We start from the raw sequence: 21,660 nt of genomic DNA on the forward strand, positions 1-21,660 counted from the left end.
TAAGGTGCTACAATGGGCCACATGAGCGTTATCATCAGGCTGAGCTGTAGTTTTGAGGGCAAAAGGCATACGTTATGAATATTATTGCGACATTACGATACGAAATTCTTAAAACTATTCAAAAAAATTACCAACTTGATCGTGAACAACAACAAGCGATTGTTATTCATTTGAATCTTGATCCATCAAAACCATTTGGTGATATGAGCTGCAATGCGGCAATGGTCCTTGCCAAGATGTTGGGTAAAAATCCACGGCAATTGGCACAAGAAATTAAAGATCTGTTACTTGGCGACCAAGAACCACTTTTTGTAAAAACAATCCGCGATGTTGAAATAGCAGGTCCTGGATTTCTGAACATTACGGTGCACAAAGATGTATGGGCCAAAGTTGCCGGTGAATTGTGGGATCAGAAAAATTCATATTTTACTCTTCCAGAGTATGAAAAAAAACATCGATATCTCATTGAATTTGTCAGCGCAAACCCTACCGGCCCGTTACATTTGGGAACTGGACGTGGTGGCATTATTGGTGATGTACTCGGTAATGTTTTGGCCTTTGTTGGACATACCGTTTTAAAAGAATATTACATTAATGATGCGGGCAATCAGATGAAATTGCTGGGCAAGTCTGTTCTTGTCCGTTGCAAACAAGCATTAGGGATTCAAGACGAGCTCCCTGAAGAAGGCTATGCGGGCGAGTATATTACTGAGCTTGCTGCGCACTGCCGTTCTGAATTTGGAGATGATGTTATTAATAAAGATGAATCATTTTTTTCAGACTATGCAAAAAATGAGATGCTTAAAAATATAAAAACAGATCTTCAAACCTTTGGCGTTCAATTTGACAGCTGGTTTTCAGAAAAAAGCCTCCATGAAGATGGATCTATTGAACAAGCAATTGAAGTATTACGCAGTAAAGATTTGGTTTACGAATCTGAAGGTGCACTTTGGTTTAAATCAACTGAATTTGGTGATGAAAAAGATCGTGTCATTCGTAAGCAAAACGGCGAACTGACCTACATTGCTGCGGATATTGCGTACCATAAAAATAAATTTGATCGTGGCTATGACATTTTAATCGATATTCTTGGTCAAGATCATCATGGCTATGTTAAGCGGCTCAAGGGTACGATGCTTGCGCTTGATTATGAAAAAGCATTTGATGTCATTCTCTATCAGCTTGTGACTATTAAAGAAAATGATGTTGCAATCAAGATGTCTAAACGTGCTGGAACATTCACCAAGCTTGATGATATTGTTCAAACAGTAGGGCGTGATGTTGCTCGTTTCTTTTACCTCAATCGTAAAGCGGATGCTCATCTAGAATTTGATTTGGCAACGGCACTCAAAAAGACCGATGAAAATCCTGTTTTTTATATTCAGTATGCCTATGTGCGAACAAATAGTCTTCTTGAAAAAGCTGCACTTGATGAGCATTTACAAAAAATTGTTGAACAGCTTGCCAGCGGTTCACTCAATCAAACACATTTAGAGACAATGATGCTTTTGGTGCAAGATCCTGAAATTATGGTTTTGCGCAAAATTGTGTCACTTTCTGATGCGTTATTATCAGTTGCAAAAACCTATCAAACTCATGTAATTGCTTATTATGCATGGGAACTTGCGTTGGTCTTTCATAACTATTATGCAAATAACCGTATCGTTGACCCAACAAATCATGACCTCTCTGCCGCACGAATTTGTTTGGTACAACTTGTACGACAAACTTTGGGCATTGGTCTTGATTTATTGGGCATTAGCAAACCAGAAAAGATGTAAACAACTATGAACATTTCCAGCATACAGAATTTTGATATACAGACATTTAAACCAAGTCATATTCGTAATTTTTCGATTATTGCACATATCGATCACGGTAAATCAACACTTGCAGATCGTCTTCTTGAAATTACCGGGACTATTTCATCACGCCAAAAAAATGAGCAGTTTCTTGATAAACTCCAAGTTGAGCGTGAACGTGGAATTACGGTAAAAGCTCAAACAGCCTCTTTGTTTTATGAATACAAAGGCGAAGTTTATTTATTGAATTTGATTGATACCCCTGGTCACGTTGATTTCAGCTACGAAGTTTCTCGTTCTCTGTACGCGTGTCAGGGTGCACTGCTTTTGGTTGATGCTGCTCAGGGTGTTCAAGCGCAAACCATGGCAAATTTTTTTCTGGCGTTTGAGCAAGAGCTTGATATTATCCCTGTGATTAATAAAATTGATATGGCTAACGCCGATCCTGAACGTATCGCCAAAGAAATGCACAAAGCATTTGATGTTGAACAAGAAGATTTACTTCTTATTTCAGCAAAGACCGGTCTTGGTCTTGATAAGCTGCTTCCAGCAATTATTGAGCGCATTAAACCTCCAAAGGGTGATGCCAATAAGCCGTTTAAAGGCCTTCTCTTTGATTCATGGTTTGATGAATATCGCGGAGTGATTTGCTTGGTTGAAGTCGTTGACGGAGCGTTGCGTAAAGGTGATCAAATTACAGCTGCGTACAGTGATCAATCGTACGAAGTGCTTGATATTGGACTTATGTATCCCGATCCGTATCCAACTAATGCGCTCTATACCGGTCAGGTGGGCTATGTTATTGCAGGCCTTAAGACGGTTAAAGAGGCTCGAGTTGGTGATACTTTTTATCATACAAAAAAACCGGTTACACCACTTCCAGGTTTTAAACCAGCAAAATCGATGGTGTTTGCAGGGATCTATCCAGTTGATACTTCTGAGTTTGAATTGGTTCGTGATGCAATTGAAAAATTAACACTCAACGACCCAAGCGTGCATGTTGAAAAAGAGAGCTCTGTTGCGCTCGGTCTTGGCTTTCGTTGCGGATTTTTGGGCCTTTTGCACATGGATGTTTTTAAACAACGTCTTGAGCAAGAATATGACGCTTCAATTATTGTAACCTCTCCAACCGTGCTTTATCGTCTTAAAATGACGAGTGGTGAAGAGATGGTCATTGAAAATCCATCAAAATTTCCTGATGTTGTCAGCATTGCTGAAATCTATGAACCGATCATTAAGGCTACAATTATCACGCCAAAGCAATACTTAGGCTCTTTGATGACCTTGTGTCAAGAGCGACGCGGCGAACAAACCGATATGATTTATCTTGATGAAAATCGTGTCATCTTGCACTACAAGCTTCCGCTCAGTGAAATTGTGACCGATTTTTATGATAAATTGAAATCGATGTCAGCTGGCTATGCAAGCTTTGATTATGAACAAGCAGGGTATGCCGAGGCCAATTTAGTAAAAATGAATATTTTGCTTAATGGTAAAGCTGTTGACGCGCTATCAGTTATTGTTCATCGCGATAAAGCGATGAGTATTGGACGTCAATTGACACAAAAATTAAAAGAAGTAATTCATCGTCAGATGTTTGAGGTTGCTATTCAAGCTGCGATTGGTGCTAAAGTTATTGCACGTGAATCGGTTTCTGCAAAACGCAAAGACGTAACCGCAAAATGTTATGGCGGTGATATTTCACGTAAGCGTAAGCTGCTTGAAAAGCAAAAAGAAGGCAAAAAGAAGATGAAGCAGGTTGGTAATGTTGAGCTTCCTCAAGAAGCGTTTTTAACTGTCCTCAAAAATGATTAAAAGGGTATCCTTATGAAAAGACGTAAGGGATTTTACTCGATATCAGTTGTTGCAAAGATGTTTTCGGTTCATCAACAGACTGTTCGTATGTACGAAAAAGAAGGACTTATTTCTCCAAAAAGATCTGAGGGGAATACACGCCTTTTCTCAGAAGAAGATGTTGATCGGCTCGAAGAGATCATCAATTTAACCCACAAAATGGGGGTTAATTTGGCGGGTGTTGAGATTATTTTGCGACTACAAAAGAAAATTTCAAAGCTTCAAGAAGATATGAATAAGCTTTTTGAGCGGACGCAAGGTCAGCTTGAAGAAGAAAGTGAATCATTTCGTACTGATGCCAAAAAGCAGGTTGAACGTTTGGGGCAGCTTAAACAAGACAATCTTACCGCTGTTGGAGTCGGAAAGAAAGCTGAACGCTCTTCAGTGCATGATGTTATGGCCTCACCTTCAACTAAAAAAAGTAAAAAACCAGAACCTGAAATTGTTATCTCTGATGACTGGGAAATTGATTACGAAGATGATAAGTAGTTAGTTACTTGAGTGTGTCAGTTAAAATATCCCAATAAGACTTCTTTGCGCTTGGGCTTGGTTTTATTAGCCTAAGCGCTTCCCTTATCCCCTCGTCCTTAATGAGGGATTCAACTTCTTCTTTGACACTCTGAACACTTTTTTTCTTTTTTATAAATTTAGTCATAGAGGAAAATAGGCTCTTCGCTATCATACTTTTATCTTTTTCTTCTCCTGTAAAAAATTTGATAAAGAGATTTATTGCTGTAAGGTATCCATAATTGTTCTCAAATAAAAGGTTGAAAATTTGTAATCCTTGTGTTTGTTTGGTTTGATCATTGCTTTCCAAATGGTGAAGAGCAATTTCAAGAACCTCGATATGATTATTGTGTTTTTTAATGAAATTCGTGAAGAGTTTTAAGCCTGCATCTTGTATATCATTTGATTGACTTGTTAAGCATTGAGTTGCGGCTTTCAGAGCCTCAGGAATGCTATAATTTTTATTAATGAGTGCTTTGAAAATTTTCAGTCCAAAAGCTCTTATAAAAGATTTTTGCATAAGAATTAATTGCGAAGCTTGCTGAGCTATTTGATCTATTTCAAAATTCTGATCAATGAACTTGGCATAAAGATTGAGCACTGCATTGCTTACGGTAGAATTATTACTCAACAATGCATGGCGTGCTATTCGTAGGGCAATCCCGGCCTGATTTTGCGCAAGAAGAGCATTGAAAAAATCTATTGATGGATTTTCATCTGATAGATCGTCATTTGAGGATAAAAGTCTCAAGAAGTCTCCATTTATTTCTGGAACTGTAAGAGCCCATTGAGCAATTTTTTCAAAAAACGTTGTTTGTAGGGTCATAATTTCAGCCCAATTCCATTTTTTTGCAGATGAGCTTTGAGCGAAAAGATTAACTATTTTGGTTTTTGTTAACAAATCTACATCAGCTGAAATTGTTTCAATAATCCTCTTCGTGAAGTGTTCAAGTTTATATTTTTCAGAATTTTCTTTGAGTAGATATGCGAGAATAGGTAGTTTTTGTTCAAGTTCGGTTGCGCTCAGATGCATGAAGCAATGCCTGACAAGAGAGATGTTTTTCTCGATAGGAGTTACTATTTCCTCAATTTGTTCAGGTGATGGATCTTTGCATTCAAGTAAGAGCGTTAATAATGTAAGAAGCGGTACGTTAAGATCTAGATCTATTGAGTTTGTTATATTCTTAATAGCCCGATCAAGATCGGCCTGGTTGGCGTCAATCTTTGATGGTGTAACATAATAATCTGAATGTGCTGGGCTGTACATTAGAGAAAAAGAATCACCTTGATGTGAGAGATGTATCCTTATTTCTTCATGAATACTATCAATATTGATTGCACTGAGTGCTTCTTGATCATAAGAGAATGAAAATTTTTTGCATATTTCAGGAAATAATTTTTTATTAAAATCAGATTGTATAAAGGACTGAGCTTTTTCTTCATGAAAAACTTTAAGTCCGAGTAAGTCATTCAAAAGAATAATAATGTTTTTAAGTGTTGGTGCTACTTCGCATCCATTGTATCGTGTTCTATTAAATACAATATATACTTGTTTTTGGAGGGAGTTTGGATTGATAGTGAGCTTTAATGTTTCAGGTTTGGTCCACTCTTCAATGAGTGCATTTGGAAATAAAGAGGCTAGATCATTTTGCGAAAATATTTGACTTCCTAAGTTGTCTGAAAACCAAATAAATCCAAGTGAATTTTCTGGAGCTTTGGTTCCAACTATTTCGTTCTCGCTAAAAATTTGTAGATAAGAGATCCATGATAGATTTTGTACTACATTATTCCAGGCATTGTGTACTTCTTCTTTATCAGCATTGTTAAAGTCTTGAAAAAATTGAGTGCTCAAGAAATTTTTTAAAGAGGGATGAATATTTTCTTGATCAATATTGGGATGGAAGCGATTCATATTTTCAAGTGAGACAGTTTTGTTTTCTAAATCGTAAAGCAAGATATTAATAATGTTGCGTATAACGGCTTCAACACAGTTTGCAAAAGAAAGAGTTTTAAATGAGGTTGTTAAATATCTAATTTTTTTTGGCAGCCGTGACTTTTGCCGTGCTAATAAGGAATAGATTGTTTTTTCAAAGAGAATTCTATCGTTTTGAACGCTTTCTATATCGTGAGATAGGCTTGCAATTAAATCATTTGTCGGAATGGTTTCTTCACTTTCATAAGAAGTGTCTATGTTGAATAGATCATCTTTTTTTTCAAGAATAGAATGACCAAGAAAGTTTCTAAGCTCGGTAAAATAATCAAAAAAATCTTTTTTAGAGTTTGCTTTTTGATAAAGAAAGGCAAGTAAAATCGCATAAGGGGTGATTGCGGGATATTTTTGTGATTCTTTATCATAAAAAAAATAAGCTTCATCAAGAGCTTCAACAATAAGGTTGGCTGTCCTGGTTATATTTTTTGTTAAATTATTCAGAGCAGGTTTGTCTAAAGATACGTTATCGTGTAAATGGTCATTAATGGCTTTTTTTATATTTTTGATTATGATTGCAGCGTATTTTTTTTTATTGCTTGGGTTTATGATTTTTTTTCTTTTTATTACTAAATCTTCTATTTTAGGTTGCCCCTTAATAATGATTCCTAGAATTGTAGCGATGATTTGAGGTGAAAAAAATGAAGCTACTTGATATTTACCAGTAGTGATTGATAAATCACCAGCCAATTCATGAAATAATTCGTGAATAAGTTGAATTGTTGCATCTCCAAGCGTTGGCTTGCCTTTTTCTTTTATACAGTTTCCGTATTTATAATAGTTGTGAATTACTCCAGATTCCCACCATGCAGCACCGATGGTAGGTGATAAATAGCTAAAATTTTGATTAAGAACTGTATAGGTTTCTTTGATTTCTCCTAAATTAATGCGTGCAAGAAGTGCTGCTTGTACCAAGATAAATGCAACAACTACGAGTAAAAATGTTGAAGCAATTTTTTTTAAAAACGACATACATTCCTCATTTTTATCTTAAAAAATTTAGAGTTATCTACAATGAAAATAACTTATACCAGCTTTAATATTCAATATAATTCATGCAATCGAGGCTGTTTTCTCTTTAACCCCTTGATTATCTTGGGCAACGAGATTAAATTGAGCTCCTGAATGTTTATAAAAAATGAATAATTTGGAGTTTGAAATGTTCTTTAATCAATTCAAAACAGTTTTATTGCTTGGAATACTGAGTAGCTTGTTCTTAGGTATTGGCTATGTAGCGGGCGGATCAAATGGTATGACTATTGCATTGATCATGGCCTTTGCTATGAACTTTGTAACCTACTTCTGGTCAGACAAATTAGTGCTCATGATGTATGGCGCAAAGCCGCTTGATACCCAGAAACATAAATTTGTTCATGATATCATGCACGACTTATGCTCCAGAGGCGGCATGCCGATGCCTAAGTTGTGGTACATTGACAGTGATATGGCCAACGCTTTTGCAACGGGGCGCAACCCTGATCATGCATCGGTAGCGGTAACACGCGGTATTTTGAATCTGCTTGATGAACGCGAGCTGCGTGGTGTGCTTGCACATGAACTGTCTCATGTTAAAAATCGAGATATTTTAATTGGCACCGTTGCAGCGGTGATCGCCTCTGCAATCGGCTATGTTGCTTTTATGATTCGCTGGTCGGTGTTGCTTGGTGGTAGCAGAGACCGTGAAGGGCGCGATAACACGATGGCTGCACTGGTGATGGCTATTTTTGTGCCGCTCATTGCAACGCTCATTCAGTTAGCTATTTCTCGGTCAAGAGAATACTTGGCCGATGAAACGGGTGCGCGCTGCTGCAATGATCCGCTTGCACTTGCATCTGCGCTTGAAAAACTTCATCATGGGGTAAAGTTTGAGCCACAAACAGAGCCTGAAAGTGCTGCACAAGCGAGCATGGCAAGTCTCTTTATCGTTTATCCATTCTCTGGACGAGGTATCTTGAATTTGCTCTCGACCCATCCCCCTATGGAAAAGCGCATTGCGCGCTTGCGTAATATGGTTAACAAATAGATTCGAGTTCGTGCGAACAAATTCACAAAAAAAAGGCCCCCAAAACTGGGGGCCTCAAAAAATGTGCATCAACTTCTTATTAGGCCAGAGCGCTAAGTAATTCGAATGCTCCCCATCCAAAATCACTTGAAACATTTGCAGCGCAGCTGCCTATGCAGGGACCTGCTGTATTTGCAAGTATTATAGCCCCATGGGTAATCTTATAAATTGCAAAACCAAAAGCTATTCTTTTCATAAGAGTCTGAAGAGGATTAGAGCAGTTTGAGCATGTTGTAGGTTTACAAATATGAGATTCGTCGAGTTCAGGACGATCAATACTCAAAGCTAAGGGACAAGTAAAAATTTCTGCTATAAAATCTTCTGCTTGCTGAGCGTGCTCATTACGTGTATCAACTTCATCATGAAAAACAACTTCTTGGTTGTTGTTCATATGATCAGATGCTTCAACAATTCCAGAAACACGAGCTTCAGGAAGAGCTTGATCGTTTGCAAGAACTGGTGCTTGCATTGTAAGTGATGCAACAAATGCTGTTGCGATAAAAAGACGATTCATCATGGAAACCCCCAAATATGATAATAGGTACAAGTATTATAAAATTCCCCCTACTTAAAATACCTATTATTTCATTGTACTGAAAAATGATTGAATGTAAAATGCCTGCGCTGGTTCAATAACGGTGGATGTAATTTTTTCAGTATTTTTTCGCTCATAAACCCAACAATTTTATGCCTTAGTTTATTAAATTCTAATATTGTTTACATTTGAAATATTGTCGCTGTATTATTTAATCGTATTGCAAGTTATTAATTTTTATAAAATTCTTAAAAATACGACGTTCTTGATTTTTTAGGGAGAAAGCCTTGAAAAAAATATTTTTATTGACTCTTTTTTGTTGCGTGACGCTTTTAATGTGCAAACTCATCTGTATGGACAATCAACCGTACAATCTTGAAAATAAAAGTAATTGGTGTTGGATGGTAGCTGCGCTCCAATGTTTGTATCGCCTAGATGAGGTGAGAAGAGTTGTTGGAGAGTATGCTATTAAAAATAAAGAGAAAAAAGACGATGTCTCAATTTTTATACAACATTTAAACGACACTTTTAATTCAATGAAGACGACTAATAAGTTTGAACCTCAAGCTTTTTTCGATAAAATTTTTGATATGGCTGAATGTCTTGCAGAGATAAAAAACAAATACGATCAAAAGCTTAAGGCAATTGAAGAGACTGAAGAATTCCAACAAAATCCTTTTCTTGGAAAATACCTAAACAAGGAATGGAAAAGGGACTTTGTTGGTATGGTCAAAGGGCTCAAGAAGGGTGCCATGGAAGACCCTAAAGGTCTTCTTTACTTTGTATATCAACTGTTTAAGAAAATATCGCCCCAAAAAAATTTGAACTTTCAATATTTCACAACCTGTTGCGATTACAAAAACATTAACAAAGCTATCAAGATGAATTATGCAATTAATGTTTTAGATTATGAACCAGCCGATGAGGTAAGTGACCAAACTATTCCACCACTTTTCATTAACAATTTCGAACTTGTAGCAATGATCATGACTTATACTAATCATCATCATAGAGCACTTGTCAAATATGGTGGAAAATGGATTCTATTTGATTCACTAAAATCTGGTCCGATTGAGTATGCCCAAAATGATTTAAAGAGTATTTTGGAAAAAGAAGCCAGTGAACGTTATTTTATACACACGTCGTTTTATCAGAAAGATTCGCTCTCTGTAAAACTCAGTAATTTAAAATTTCAACTTACTCAATTGAAGCAAAAGCTCAAGGAGCTTGCTGGTCGACTTGAGTTGCTGGGAACGACGCTCAGTAAGGTATAATTATTGTTTTTTCTATTTTGTAGTCTTATTTTTCGAATAACAGGCCCTAAGGCTTTTACTTTCCATATCCTCGCAACAATCATAAACTGGCGCAGTGTTTATCTGTTCACCTTGATGGCGTGATGTTCATGCAATTAAAGGTCGGCAAAAATTTCTTAAGTTTACGCCAAGCAAATCAAGTGCAACCTTAGCCAAAGAGTTTCGATTTCGAAGGTTTTTTAAGTTTTTTTACTTCTTAAATTTTACTTCAAAACCGGAGCTTTTTATTTTGCACTACAAAGTTTTTATTTTGCACTACATTAGGAACTTATCATTTCACGGCAAAATCTATGCAAAAAGATTTGCCAATCGCTGAGTAATGTGATAACTTTATGCCAAGTTTAAGAAATAAAAATCTTAAACTTTTCTTAAAAATTTTCTAAGATGCCGAGGTGGCGAAACTGGTAGACGCACTGATTTAAGGGGTCAGCGGGAGAAATCCCATAGGGGTTCGAGTCCCCTCCTCGGCACCATTTTTGATGTAATTGAATTGAGAGTAGAATTACGAGATTAAGGAGTTTTCATGAATGCTCAAGCACGCATTGTTAAAATGCTGACTACCCCATTAATGGCATGGGTTGTTGTTATTGCTATCGGGTCTTACTTCATGGTTTCATTTGACCAAAAAACCATCAAAGAATCTGCACATCAAACTGGTATTTTATCTACCATAAAAACGTACTACAACGCCTTGCGTCTTACCTATGTAAAAAAAGGTATTGATTTAGCAGGTGGTACCTATCTTGTTTTGAGTGTTGAAATCGATAAGGCAATTGAAAGTCGTCTTGGTCTTGAAAGTCGTTCATTTGACCAGTTCTTAAAATCAAATAACATTCGTGAATTGCCTACTGAAAAAGAGGTTAAAGGAAGAGAGCTTAAACTTTCTTTCGCAACAGAAGAAGGTGCCCGTGCGTGCATGGGAATAGTGCAAGACAAAAAGGCTGGCTTGCTTCATGCAAAGCGCCTTGAAAACGAAATAACTCTTGCGCTTTCAGGTGAAGTCGAACAAAACATCCGTACTGGTGCTGTTGAACAAGCACTCAACGTTTTGACTAACCGCTTGGGTGGTTATGGTGTTGAAGGCATTATTGTTCAGCAACATGGTGATCATCAAATTGTAGTGCAAATGCCTGGAATCGATGATCCTGATCATGTTAAAGCAGTGATTACAAAAACAGCTCACCTTGAATTTAAAATTATTGAAGATACCGCTGTATCACGCGATGCCTTGCTTGATAAGTTTGATGGTGATCTTCCTTCCGATAAAGTTATTTTATCAGGTAAAACTGAAGTTGTTGATGGCCGCGAAGTTGCAGCTCGTTACTACTTGGCTTCAGCATTTGCTGATATGACCGGTGATCATATTGTGAGCGCCGAAGTTGGTCGCGATGAATATAACAAGCCACAAGTAAACTTTAAGCTTGATAGTGTTGGTAACAGAGAATTTGCAGAATTGACCGGTAACAATATCGGTCGTAATCTTGGCATCATTATTGATGATGTTGTATTCTCAGCTCCTGTAATTCAATCGGAAATCTCAGGTGGTTCAGGGCGCATCAGCAATATTGAAGGTCAACGTGAAGCGTTTGATCTTTCAGTTGTCTTGCGTTCAGGCTCATTACTTGCACCGCTCAAGTTTGAACAAGAAAGCCGTGTAGGCGCTTCATTAGGGCAAGATGCTATTCAAGCCGGTATTATGTCATGCTTCGTTGCAATGTTTTTGTTGTTCTTGTTCGGGTTAATTTACTATCGCATTCCAGGACTCTTTGCAGTTATTGCGTTAGCGGTTAACTTTTTCTTGATCATGCTCTTTATGTCTTACTTCAAAGCAACACTTACCATGCCAGGTATTGCAGGTATGGTGCTTTCAATCGGAATGGCTATTGACGCATCTATTTTGATCTTTGAACATATTAAAGAAGAGCTTGCAAATGGCTTGCCATTGCGTAAGTCGATTGCTAATGGATTTAATGGTGTTATGGCTGTTATTATTGACTCGAATTTAACCACATTGATTACCGGTATTGTTTTATACCAGTTTGGTGGCCCAGCTATTCGTGGATTTGCGGTAACGATTATCGCAGGTATCATAGCAACATTGTTGGCAGGTATCTTTTTCTTGAAGGCTCTGTTTTATTTTACAACAGATGTACTTAATGTCTCAAAATTGAAATTTTAACATTGACATTGGTGTTAATAACGATACACTAATTCAACTAAAAAGATTTGTGTGGCGGCGTAGCTCAGTCGGTTAGAGCGGCGGAATCATAATCCGTAGGTCCGGGGTTCGAATCCCTGCGCCGCTACCAGTAACTCTCTCAAGTATCACTTGAAAATTTAAATCTATATTATTCTTACACACGACAGTCAAAGTTTATGATCATACAGATTCTGACTCTTATCGGAGCATATCTTATTGGCTCTCTTCCTACCGGTTATTGGCTTGCAAAGTTTTTCTTTGAGGTCGATATTCGTCAGTATGGCTCAGGTAATATTGGTGCAACGAATATTGGTCGAATATTGGGTAAGAAATATTTTCTTATCGTGATGCTGATTGATGTGCTCAAAGCGTATGCAACACTTGCAGCAGCAAGTTTGTATGTTTCCAATGAGCTATGGTATTTGTTCTGCGTGGCAGGAGCTCTGCTCATCGGAAACGCGCATTCACTCTTTTTACATTTTCGTGGAGGCAAGGGTGTTGCAACAGCGCTGGGCATTATCTCTTTTTTTATGCCATCTTGGTTAGTTTTATCGTTTGCATGTATTTGGGGACTGATATTTGCTATCACAGCATTTGCATTTTTAGCCTCATTGATTGCGATGCTTTTTGTTCTTATAGCACACATTATTTTTTTTGGATTAACTTCGTTGGCATTTTTTTTAGTTATTGTATTCTTTTGGCTTGTCATACGCCATCTTTCAAACTTTGCATCTATGAACCGTTAAATGAGTAGGAAATTTATGAAGTTCAGTGAGCTTGCTGAAATTTTTCAGACAATCGAGCAAGAATCGTCACGTACAAAAATTACTGTTCTTCTTGCTGATGCATTGAGGCAAGCAACTTCACAAGAAGCATCAGCTATTGCCTATTTTTCTCTTGGCGAGTTGCAGCCTGTTTATCTCGGAACACAGTTTAATTTTGCTGAAAAAAGTATGCTCAAGGTTCTTGCACATCTTACGGGCCAATCACAACAAGATTTAAAAGCGCAAGCTCATAGTTTGAGCGACTTGGGTGCAGCTGTTGCGCAGCATAATTGGCGGAATGCTGCTACTCGTGCCGATGATGCAGAGCCTTTGTTCCGACAGCGTGGTATTGAAAGCATTGGTACAGCATCACAGAATGATAATGCTTTAACGGTGCATCAAGTTGATATGCAGCTTAAAAAATTTCTATCGATTACGGGTACAGGATCTCAAGATATTAAAGAAAAATTTTTAGAAGAATTTTTGCGTGAGCTTGACCCTATTTCAGCAAAGTACATTGTAAGAATTATTTTGGGTAAGCTACGTCTTGGATTTTCTGATATGACCCTTTTGGATGCATTTTCGTGGATGGAAATGGGTGATAAATCAATTCGAAGTACGCTTGAGGATGCTTATAATATCTCAGCAGATATTGGATTAATCATCAAGACACTGAAAGAAGATGGCCTTGAAGGCATTAAAAAAATGAACATTACTACAGGCATTCCTATTCGGCCTGCAGCTGCAGAAAGGCTTGCTAGTCCGGATGCCATTGTTAAAAAACTTGGCGATTGCGTTGCGCAACCTAAGCTTGATGGCTTTCGACTTCAAGTGCATATCAATAAAACAGCAGCTCATCCTAAAATTCATTTCTTTTCACGTAATTTACAGGAGATGTCTGAAATGTTTCCTGAGCTTCGTCATGCGGTACTTGATCTAGATGTTCAAGAACTTGTTGCTGAAGGTGAAGCGATTGCATTTGATGCTCAAACTGGCGGATTCCTTCCTTTTCAGGAGACGGTAAAACGTAAACGAAAACATCAAGTTGAGCTTTTTGCTCAAGACTATCCACTTAAACTTTATCTGTTTGATATTTTGTATCTCAACGGTAAATCGTTGCTCGATAAGGGGCATGAAGAGCGTAGAGCGGCACTTATTCATGTGCTTGATACGGAGAAAATAAAAAAGCATGAAGTTATCTATCCTATTCAAGAAGTAAAAATTAAAGATGCTGATACGCTGGAGCATTATTTTGAAGAAAATATTTCTTTGGGACTTGAAGGGCTTGTCGTTAAGCGTACTGATGCGGTGTATCAGCCAGGTAAGCGAAATTTCAATTGGATTAAGCTTAAGCGCACAGAGCAGAGTGGTGGCATTCAAGATACACTTGATTGCGTTATTTTGGGCTATTATTTGGGTCGGGGAAAACGCGCTTCATTTGGCATTGGAGCATTTCTTGTTGGCATTTACAATGAAGCAACAGATACCTTTCAAACCGTTGCAAAAATTGGTACCGGCTTGACCGATCAAGAATGGCGTAATCAAAAGAAGCAGTGTGACCAGATAAAAATTGAAAAACGGCCTGCAAATGTTGGGTGTGCTCAAGAGCTTTATCCGGATGTTTGGGTTTCTCCAGAAATTGTCTGTCTGGTTCGTGCTGACGAAATTACCCGTTCACCGCTTCATACAGCTGGAGCACTTGATAAAGAATCTGGGTTTGCATTACGCTTTCCCCGCATTATGGGCTACCGACCCGATAAATCTGCTTTGCAGGCAACGACGGTTAAAGAGCTTGAGCATTTGTATAAGTTGCAGTTTAAGAAATAAAATAAATAAAGCCCCTCTCAAGAGGGGCTTCTTAATTGCAAATTTTCGAGATAATTATAAAAGATCTAAAAACGTATTAAACTTTTTAGGTTCTTCTCTTTTAATGCTAAAATCAATTTCACATGGATAAGCGAAATTATTATTAACTTTGATTGTGATGCTCTCATCGGTGAGAGAGACCAAGAGAGTAAGCGATTTTTGATAAATGACTCCATCAAAAAAATCTGCTGGTTTATTAACATTGCATTCCATGTATTGTACGTATGCTTCAATAAGGCCGTTTGATATGATTTCAATATCATCGTGTGGGTTGTTTGTTAATGGAATAATTGCTTGGTAAACATCATTTTGATCTACTGGAAAAGAAGATTTATATTTCTGGAGTGTTTTTCCAGATTCATCTTTAGATTCAGATTCGCTTCTTGAGAGATACTTGAGAAATTCACGAACACTTTGATTGTCTAATTCAGTCGAAAGATAATTATTTTTTGCTGTTTTAAAAATAATCTGAGCAAGCTCTCTATTTGATAATTTATTTGATTTTATCACTCCATTAGAAATATTAACGCTAAGAAACGTTCTTGATTGGTTGTTATTATTGTTGTTGTTGTTGTTGTTGTTGTTTGCAGCATGTATAAATTTATATAAGCGATCAGCGGTTATAATATACTCTTTATGATTTGCAAAAACCGATGGCATTGCAATAAGGCAAACAAATAAAATCGATTTGGTGAACATACAGACCTCTTGTGTAAAAATGTAAAAATAATTGGGAGTGAGATCTTAAATGATTTCTCTTAAATGTGCAATGAGTTTACTAATGATTGAAAATGGCTTGCTTCTTGATTTGGTTCATCTGAATTGGTAATGCCTTGACCAATCATAATGACATCAGGTTTGAGAGCAACAATCTGATGGATAGATTCTCGAACAATATTTCCCGTTACAAAAATAGGTAATGATGTATTGCCTCGGACGCTTTGCCACGCAGCATCAAGTCCAATTGTTTCCTTGATCATTGATGTTAAATGAAAAATAACTCCATGAGCACCAATTATTTTTGCATCGTTTGCGCTTTGTTCGAGTGATACTGAATCGAGCAAGTTGATCATAATTTTAGCGCCATATTCTCGTCCAGCTTCGGTTGATTTCTTGAGTGTGGCTATGCTGCCACCAGAGAGAATTGAAATATAGTGAGCACCGGCTTGTGCAAGGACTTTAACGGATAGATCACCTTTTTCAATAATATTTGCTTCTGCAAAAATTTCTTTGGTTGGGAATTTTTCTTTAAAGGAGGTAATTGCTTGTGCACCATTTTGTAAAAGCATTAATGAGCCAACGCCTAAAATATCTGCGTATTCAGCTGTCTGTTGTGCAACATCAAGTGCTTTATTCAAGTCTAATATGTTGTATGAAATTTGTAATTTCATTCTGACATCTCCTTTTTTCTTTTTTCAAAATTCGTTATCATGAGCCGGCGTGCAATTCAATGATACTTTAATGTATTTATGATGAACAACATCTTGTTCAAATTTGAAAGAGAACGTCGATTGTGTCGACGTTAATAAAATATAGGGTTTATGGAATGAAGCGGCTTATAAATGAATTAAAATCATCCGATAGACACGATGTTCTTATTATTGGCGATATTATGCTTGATGAGTATATTTTTGGATCAACGCATCGCATATCGCCTGAGGCTCCTGTGCCAGTTCTCAAAGTTGATCATAGTGAACGGAGTTTAGGTGGTGCTGCAAACGTTGCGGGCAACTGTCAACATATCGGTTTTAATGTTGAACTTATTGGATTGATTGGTAATCATGATCGTGAAGGCAAAGCGGTTCTTGATATGCTTGAAGAGTTTAATATTTCGGTTGCGGGTATCATCAAAAGTCCTCACCGCGTCACTACCTGTAAGCAGCGAATCATGTCTAAGAGCCATCAGATGCTGCGTATTGATTCTGAAAATCATGTTCCACTGAGTGACTTTGAATTTGCAGAAATTGTCCGGAGAATTGATCAGTTCATCAGACCCAAAAGTATCATTCTTATTTCAGACTATGCCAAGGGCTTAGTAACACCTGAAATTATTTCTTATGTTGTTGCTCAGGCCAAAAAATTTAATTGCTTAGTTATGGTCGATCCAAAAGGACCTTGTTTTGATAAATATAAATATGTTGATTATATAAAGCCAAACTTAAAAGAGTTTGAGCAGATGGCAGAGTCTTTTGGATTACCACAAGATGATTCAATGGTCGCAAATGCGCGGCGCTTGTGTGCACTTCTTTCACTTCAGGGAATTATTATTACTTTGGGTGAAAAGGGAATTCTTTTTGTTTCGCCAACTCAGTGTATTGAATCGCCATCAGTTCGTAGAGAGGTATATGATATTACCGGAGCTGGGGATACCGTTTTTGCATTTTTGGCGCTTGGGTTTGCTCATGGTCGAACCATTGTGGAATCTTTAAAGCTTGCAAATGCCGCCGCTGCAGTTGCGGTTTCTCATTTGAAAACCTATTCGGTAAGTCTTGATGAGTTGAATGATTCCCTCAAAGAAGCTTCAGAGAAAGTTTATACTGACTGGGCATCGCTTAAAATCGAACTTGACTGGTTGCATGCTCAAGGAAAGCGTATTGTTTTAACAAACGGGTGCTTTGATATCATTCATCCTGGGCACATTCATACGCTTACTCAAGCAAAAAGTTTTGGGGAAGTGCTTGTGGTTGCGCTCAATACCGATGAATCAGTTAAAAAATTAAAAGGATCATCTCGCCCATTTCATAGTCTTGAAGATCGTATGACGGTTATGGCTGCGCTGGGCGTTGTTGACTTTGTGGTTCCGTTTGAACAAGAGACTCCAAAAGAGCTCCTTGAGTACCTGCGTCCCGATGTTCTGGTTAAGGGTGGAGATTATAAAGCTCAAGAGGTTGTTGGCTATAATTTTATTATGTCGTATGGCGGCTCTGTTGAAATTATTGATTTTATTCAAGGAAAATCGACGACAAAGACTGTTGCAAAAATGAGTGAACAAACGATTTAAAAATGAAAGAATGAATTATGAAAACAGTGAAATATATCTTTGCTTTGTGTGTATTTTCATTAGTGAGTCAAGCAGTTTACGGGATGTACCATCAAGCTCCACCTATGTACTATATTGATAATAACTATCTTATGCTTAATGGCATATGTTACCAATATCAACAATTGCCGAATGTCGGGTTGATTTTGCAGCCAGCTCCTGCATATCCGGTATATTCAACATACCCTCTGTATTCGGGATATCCTATGGCTCAGCAAAGCATTGGATTTTTAATGCCGGAATCTTTTTCTTCTACAGAATCAGTGGTATCTGATGATGAGCAGTTTGATCATACAGATGCGGACGTGGCAACATTTTTTAGAGAGATTATTTGTGAGCAAGAGCTCTTTTCTTTCGCTCGCAATTTACTAGAAAACGCTCATAATAACGACGCAATAGAGCTTGTATCCAAGGGTGCGGAATATAGGTCCGGACCTAAACCAGTTGAGAAAAAAGCAACACCACCAGATTTGAAAAACGCTGCTCGTCTGAAAAAGGTTTTTGTGAAGCATCTTAAAAATTATAACGAAAAGGTTCAAACACGGATACAAGAACTGTTTACGATTCCTCTTGTGGGTAATAATCTTATCAGGCTTTCAGATTTTGCTTCAAATAGATTAGGGTTTTCTGAGGGTGAAGTTGAGATTATTTGTATCTTATCACTTGCTCTTTATACGCCATTTAAAATATTTAATGGAATCGATCGGCTTCGATGGGCTGTTAAAAAAGGGCTTTGGCAACTTACTCAAAAAACGTTGAGTGAAGGTATCCATCCAAATTGGGTTGTTGAGCGTGGTGGCATGACTGCTTTGCGCACAAGTATGATAAATGGATACCAACATATTACAGATCTTTTATTAAGCGTTGATGGCATAGATACTACATCATATTGTTATGATTATCAGGATGATTTGGAGCAAGCAAGGTATTCGGATGATGTTCATTTAATGACAGAGCAGATGAAAGATCTTCTGAGCTTATAAAATAATCGGGGATAATCACAATAAGAATGCTTCTTTTTAATACGATGGTTTTTCTATGATTAAGCTTGGAATTGTTGGGTTTGGTGTTGTTGGGAAATCGGCACTTTCGTTTTTAAATACTCATCGAGGTGATGCTCGATTACGAGAACTTCTTGGCGATATTGATTATCAGATTTCTGTTTGGGATCAGCGCCTATTAAAGCCTCATGAGCAAGTATTGCTTGATGCTGCAAGCGCTCAGTTTGCTCATGAAAGTGTAATGTCATTGGAGCAATTTTTTATCAGCTGTGACAGGGTACTTCCAAGTCCGGGTGTTGATGTGCGCAGTGTTGCACACTATCATGATAAATTAATTTGTGAGCTTGATATTTTTAGCTTATTTTTCAAGAAACCGGTTATTGCAATAACCGGTTCGCTCGGTAAAACAACAACAACAATTGTCTTTGCAAAAATGCTTGAAAAGCTTTCGATGTTCATGCCAGAAAAACATTCAACACCAACGCTTCTTGAGCAAGGGGCACAGCGTGTTGCTGTTGGAGGAAATATTGGCATAGGAATGCTGGACCTTGCAGCACAATCGGATAACTTTGACTGTGCAGTTCTTGAACTTTCGAGCTGGCAACTTGAGGGAAGTAAGCGGTTTGCGCCTGACTGTGGAGTATGGACCAACTTGTACCCAAATCATTTAGATCGACATGAAACAATGGTGCGATATGCTCAAGCAAAATTTAATCTCATAGAACAGCAAGCGGCACAGCAATGCGCGGTCCTTCCATTTGATTTATTAATTGGGGAAGTCGGGAAACATGTCTGTTCTTGGCTTGAGCTGTCACCCGTACAGGTAGTCGTAACCAGTATGACTCCAGTTTCTTTGGATGTTGTCCATGAATATGTAAAAAATTGCGTTGCTATAATTATGATACAAGATCAGGACGTTGTCCTTAATGTTTATGAAGGTAATGATGTAAAGCAGCGCGCAACCCTTGCGCAGGCTCAAGAGCTGCTTACGGTTACGTTTCTTGAAAATTGGCTGAGCATTATGGGTGCATTGTTTGCATTGAGTAAAAATTCAGAATTTCTTGTAAAGTATTTGCCAATGGTATTATCGGAGGTTCTTGATAACCCGTATGCCAAACATCGCGTAGAGCATTTTGCAACAGTAAAAAATGTTGATTTTTATAACGATTCAAAATCGACCGTTATTCAAGCTACTCAAGCGGCTGTGAAAAAACTATCAAGAGAAGAAAGGCCAATTATTCTTATTTTGGGTGGTTTGAGTAAAGGAGTTGATCGTTCAGGGCTTATGATGTTTCTTGCAGATCTTACATCAATAAAAAAAATATACTCTTTTGGCGAAGCGTACGATCTTGTTCCAGCATCATATTTCTCGACACTTGATGATGTTGTTCGGGATGTTATGAATTGTATGGAGCCCGGTGATATTGTTCTTTTGTCCCCAAGTGGTTCAAGTTATGATTTGTTCGAAAACTATCAGCAGCGGGGTGATGTTTTTAAAGAGCTTGTTTTGCGCTACAGCGAGTCGGTATAGTTGATCTGAATTTAAATACTATACCATAGGGGGCTGTATGGAGCTGCCGGATAAAAAACTTAAGTCGTATATCAATATTTTTATTACTATTACGTTTATGCTTACCTGCATAGGCTTTCTCTTTATCTATTCTTCAAGTTCGGTTTTTGCTCTTGAAAAATTTGGATCAGCTACTTATTTTTTAAAAAAACAGCTGATCTACTTCATTCCTAGCCTGCTTGGATTTTTTTTGTTTTCAACAATTCCTATTGCGTGGTGGAAGCGAAGAGCCCCGATTTTATTTTTAGGTTCGCTTATTTTGACTGCTCTTACTCTGATTTCAAGCCTAGGGCTTAAGGTTCATGGCTCGAATCGCTGGCTTTACATTGGTGGAATAGGCGGGCAGCCAAGCGAGCTTTTAAAACTTTTTTTATTTATGTACATAGGGTTCTTTTTAGAACGTAAGCAGCATAGGATACGTTCTTTTTGGCAAAGCTATCTTCCTTTTTGGGCAATCTTAGGAATTTCATTTGCAGTGCTCCTTAAACAGCCCGATTTTGGGTCAGTTATGACCATTTTAACAACGTCTCTGATGCTTTTCTTTGTTGCTCAATTTAGAACTATTTATTTGCTCTACACACTTGCTCTTGCAATTCCTGCCATAGTTTGGCTTGTTTTGAGTAAGGCTTACCGTATTAATCGTATTTTAATTTTTTTGAACCCATGGAGTGACCCTCAAGGAAGAGGCTTTCAAATTATTCAATCACTCATAGCTATTGGGTCAGGCAATTTCTGGGGATTGGGTATTTCAAATTCACGACAAAAGTTCTTTTATTTACCCATGCAGCATACTGATTTTATTTTTTCTATAATCGCTGAAGAGACCGGCTTTATTGGCGCCTTGGTCATTATTTCCCTGTATCTTCTCTTTTGTCTTTACGGTTTTAGGCTTGTTTTACAGGTTAAAGACCTATTTGCCTTTTTTACGGCACTTGGGTTTGTGATATTTATAAGCCTGCAAGCAGCCATAAATTTGATGGTTACTACCGGTCTTTTACCGACTAAAGGGTTGAGCCTTCCCTTTATTAGCTACGGAGGAACAGCAATGATAAGCCTTTTTTGCATGGTAGGCTTCATTGTTAATGCAGGAACCAATAGCAAATAAGATATTTCAGATATAAATAATTATTAATAATTCGAATATTATTGGCGATTATCA

At 37.7% G+C, this 21,660-nt stretch carries 16 protein-coding genes and 2 tRNA genes; 14 read left to right on the forward strand and 4 right to left on the reverse strand.

The annotated features are described in order from the left end of the window. The first annotated feature begins 74 nt into the window (after window positions 1-74). Genes JST56_00195 through JST56_00205 form a run of 3 tightly spaced genes read left to right on the forward strand, consistent with a single transcriptional unit; the run spans window position 75 to window position 4,145 of the window. Window positions 75-1,781, forward strand: coding sequence for an arginine--tRNA ligase (locus JST56_00195; protein MBS1987395.1), 1,707 nt, complete (start codon window positions 75-77; stop codon window positions 1,779-1,781). Between the two features lie 6 nt (window positions 1,782-1,787). Then, a complete protein-coding gene (gene lepA / locus JST56_00200) occupies window positions 1,788-3,617 on the forward strand; it encodes an elongation factor 4 (protein MBS1987396.1) in 1,830 nt (609 codons plus the stop codon). Window positions 3,618-3,629: 12 nt separating this feature from the next. Next, window positions 3,630-4,145, forward strand: coding sequence for a helix-turn-helix transcriptional regulator (locus JST56_00205; protein ID MBS1987397.1), 516 nt, complete (start codon window positions 3,630-3,632; stop codon window positions 4,143-4,145). A gap of 4 nt (window positions 4,146-4,149) precedes the next feature. Here JST56_00205 and JST56_00210 read toward each other — a convergent pair whose 3' ends face one another. Then, window positions 4,150-7,122, reverse strand: coding sequence for a hypothetical protein (locus JST56_00210; protein MBS1987398.1), 2,973 nt, complete (start codon window positions 7,120-7,122; stop codon window positions 4,150-4,152). A 187-nt stretch (window positions 7,123-7,309) separates the two neighbouring features. Here JST56_00210 and JST56_00215 point away from each other — a divergent pair, with 187 nt between their 5' ends. Further along, window positions 7,310-8,173, forward strand: a complete 864-nt coding sequence (locus tag JST56_00215; GenBank protein MBS1987399.1) for a zinc metalloprotease HtpX — start codon at window positions 7,310-7,312, stop codon at window positions 8,171-8,173. 79 nt (window positions 8,174-8,252) lie between these two features. Here the strand turns inward: JST56_00215 and JST56_00220 are convergent, their stop codons facing one another. Further along, the gene (locus tag JST56_00220) at window positions 8,253-8,729 is read right to left on the reverse strand and encodes a hypothetical protein (GenBank protein MBS1987400.1); all 477 of its coding nucleotides are present in this window, start codon (window positions 8,727-8,729) and stop codon (window positions 8,253-8,255) included. A gap of 305 nt (window positions 8,730-9,034) precedes the next feature. Between JST56_00220 and JST56_00225 the strand changes: the two genes are divergently transcribed. The 6 genes from JST56_00225 to JST56_00250 all read left to right on the forward strand — a co-directional run bounded on the left by JST56_00225 (window position 9,035) and on the right by JST56_00250 (window position 14,851). Next, entirely contained in the window at window positions 9,035-10,021 is a 987-nt protein-coding gene (locus JST56_00225; GenBank protein ID MBS1987401.1) for a hypothetical protein, read from the forward strand. 425 nt (window positions 10,022-10,446) lie between these two features. Beyond that, window positions 10,447-10,533 (forward strand) — tRNA-Leu (locus tag JST56_00230). Window positions 10,534-10,583: 50 nt separating this feature from the next. Further along, window positions 10,584-12,239: a protein translocase subunit SecD gene (gene secD, locus JST56_00235; protein MBS1987402.1), complete on the forward strand. Its 1,656-nt coding sequence runs from the start codon at window positions 10,584-10,586 to the stop codon at window positions 12,237-12,239. A gap of 53 nt (window positions 12,240-12,292) precedes the next feature. After that, window positions 12,293-12,369 (forward strand) — tRNA-Met (locus JST56_00240). Between the two features lie 67 nt (window positions 12,370-12,436). Continuing rightward, window positions 12,437-13,006: a glycerol-3-phosphate acyltransferase gene (locus JST56_00245; GenBank protein ID MBS1987403.1), complete on the forward strand. Its 570-nt coding sequence runs from the start codon at window positions 12,437-12,439 to the stop codon at window positions 13,004-13,006. A 15-nt stretch (window positions 13,007-13,021) separates the two neighbouring features. Beyond that, window positions 13,022-14,851: an ATP-dependent DNA ligase gene (locus JST56_00250; protein MBS1987404.1), complete on the forward strand. Its 1,830-nt coding sequence runs from the start codon at window positions 13,022-13,024 to the stop codon at window positions 14,849-14,851. A gap of 54 nt (window positions 14,852-14,905) precedes the next feature. Here JST56_00250 and JST56_00255 read toward each other — a convergent pair whose 3' ends face one another. Beyond that, window positions 14,906-15,589: a hypothetical protein gene (locus JST56_00255; GenBank protein ID MBS1987405.1), complete on the reverse strand. Its 684-nt coding sequence runs from the start codon at window positions 15,587-15,589 to the stop codon at window positions 14,906-14,908. Window positions 15,590-15,648: 59 nt separating this feature from the next. Continuing rightward, the gene (locus JST56_00260; GenBank protein MBS1987406.1) at window positions 15,649-16,281 is read right to left on the reverse strand and encodes a hypothetical protein; all 633 of its coding nucleotides are present in this window, start codon (window positions 16,279-16,281) and stop codon (window positions 15,649-15,651) included. A gap of 155 nt (window positions 16,282-16,436) precedes the next feature. On the opposite strand from JST56_00260, the gene rfaE2 reads away from it, so the two are divergent. Genes rfaE2 through ftsW form a run of 4 tightly spaced genes read left to right on the forward strand, consistent with a single transcriptional unit; the run spans window position 16,437 to window position 21,606 of the window. Then, window positions 16,437-17,891: a D-glycero-beta-D-manno-heptose 1-phosphate adenylyltransferase gene (rfaE2, locus tag JST56_00265; protein MBS1987407.1), complete on the forward strand. Its 1,455-nt coding sequence runs from the start codon at window positions 16,437-16,439 to the stop codon at window positions 17,889-17,891. A 17-nt stretch (window positions 17,892-17,908) separates the two neighbouring features. Continuing rightward, on the forward strand, window positions 17,909-18,913 hold the full coding sequence (locus JST56_00270) for a hypothetical protein (GenBank protein MBS1987408.1): 1,005 nt from the start codon (window positions 17,909-17,911) through the stop codon (window positions 18,911-18,913). A 55-nt stretch (window positions 18,914-18,968) separates the two neighbouring features. Then, window positions 18,969-20,462 carry a hypothetical protein gene (locus JST56_00275; protein ID MBS1987409.1) on the forward strand — a complete coding sequence of 498 codons (1,494 nt, stop codon included), beginning with the start codon at window positions 18,969-18,971 and terminating at the stop codon, window positions 20,460-20,462. 37 nt (window positions 20,463-20,499) lie between these two features. Then, a complete protein-coding gene (gene ftsW, locus JST56_00280) occupies window positions 20,500-21,606 on the forward strand; it encodes a putative lipid II flippase FtsW (GenBank protein MBS1987410.1) in 1,107 nt (368 codons plus the stop codon). Window positions 21,607-21,660: the final 54 nt, after the last annotated feature.

It is taken from the genome of Candidatus Dependentiae bacterium (assembly GCA_018266175.1).
GTDB lineage: Bacteria > Babelota > Babeliae > Babelales > RVW-14 > JAFEAY01.

What these genes read in the sequence shown, in the direction of transcription:
- JST56_00260 (MBS1987406.1), bottom strand. Translation starts at nt 16,281, where the DNA reads ATGAAATTACAAATTTCATACAACATATTAGACTTGAATAAAGCACTT.
- ftsW (MBS1987410.1), top strand. Translation starts at nt 20,500, where the DNA reads ATGGAGCTGCCGGATAAAAAACTTAAGTCGTATATCAATATTTTTATT.
- JST56_00195 (MBS1987395.1), top strand. Translation starts at nt 75, where the DNA reads ATGAATATTATTGCGACATTACGATACGAAATTCTTAAAACTATTCAA.
- JST56_00215 (MBS1987399.1), top strand. Translation starts at nt 7,310, where the DNA reads ATGTTCTTTAATCAATTCAAAACAGTTTTATTGCTTGGAATACTGAGT.
- JST56_00205 (MBS1987397.1), top strand. Translation starts at nt 3,630, where the DNA reads ATGAAAAGACGTAAGGGATTTTACTCGATATCAGTTGTTGCAAAGATG.
- JST56_00245 (MBS1987403.1), top strand. Translation starts at nt 12,437, where the DNA reads ATGATCATACAGATTCTGACTCTTATCGGAGCATATCTTATTGGCTCT.
- JST56_00210 (MBS1987398.1), bottom strand. Translation starts at nt 7,122, where the DNA reads ATGTCGTTTTTAAAAAAAATTGCTTCAACATTTTTACTCGTAGTTGTT.
- JST56_00275 (MBS1987409.1), top strand. Translation starts at nt 18,969, where the DNA reads ATGATTAAGCTTGGAATTGTTGGGTTTGGTGTTGTTGGGAAATCGGCA.
- secD (MBS1987402.1), top strand. Translation starts at nt 10,584, where the DNA reads ATGAATGCTCAAGCACGCATTGTTAAAATGCTGACTACCCCATTAATG.
- lepA (MBS1987396.1), top strand. Translation starts at nt 1,788, where the DNA reads ATGAACATTTCCAGCATACAGAATTTTGATATACAGACATTTAAACCA.
- JST56_00220 (MBS1987400.1), bottom strand. Translation starts at nt 8,729, where the DNA reads ATGATGAATCGTCTTTTTATCGCAACAGCATTTGTTGCATCACTTACA.
- rfaE2 (MBS1987407.1), top strand. Translation starts at nt 16,437, where the DNA reads ATGAAGCGGCTTATAAATGAATTAAAATCATCCGATAGACACGATGTT.
- JST56_00270 (MBS1987408.1), top strand. Translation starts at nt 17,909, where the DNA reads ATGAAAACAGTGAAATATATCTTTGCTTTGTGTGTATTTTCATTAGTG.
- JST56_00250 (MBS1987404.1), top strand. Translation starts at nt 13,022, where the DNA reads ATGAAGTTCAGTGAGCTTGCTGAAATTTTTCAGACAATCGAGCAAGAA.
- JST56_00255 (MBS1987405.1), bottom strand. Translation starts at nt 15,589, where the DNA reads ATGTTCACCAAATCGATTTTATTTGTTTGCCTTATTGCAATGCCATCG.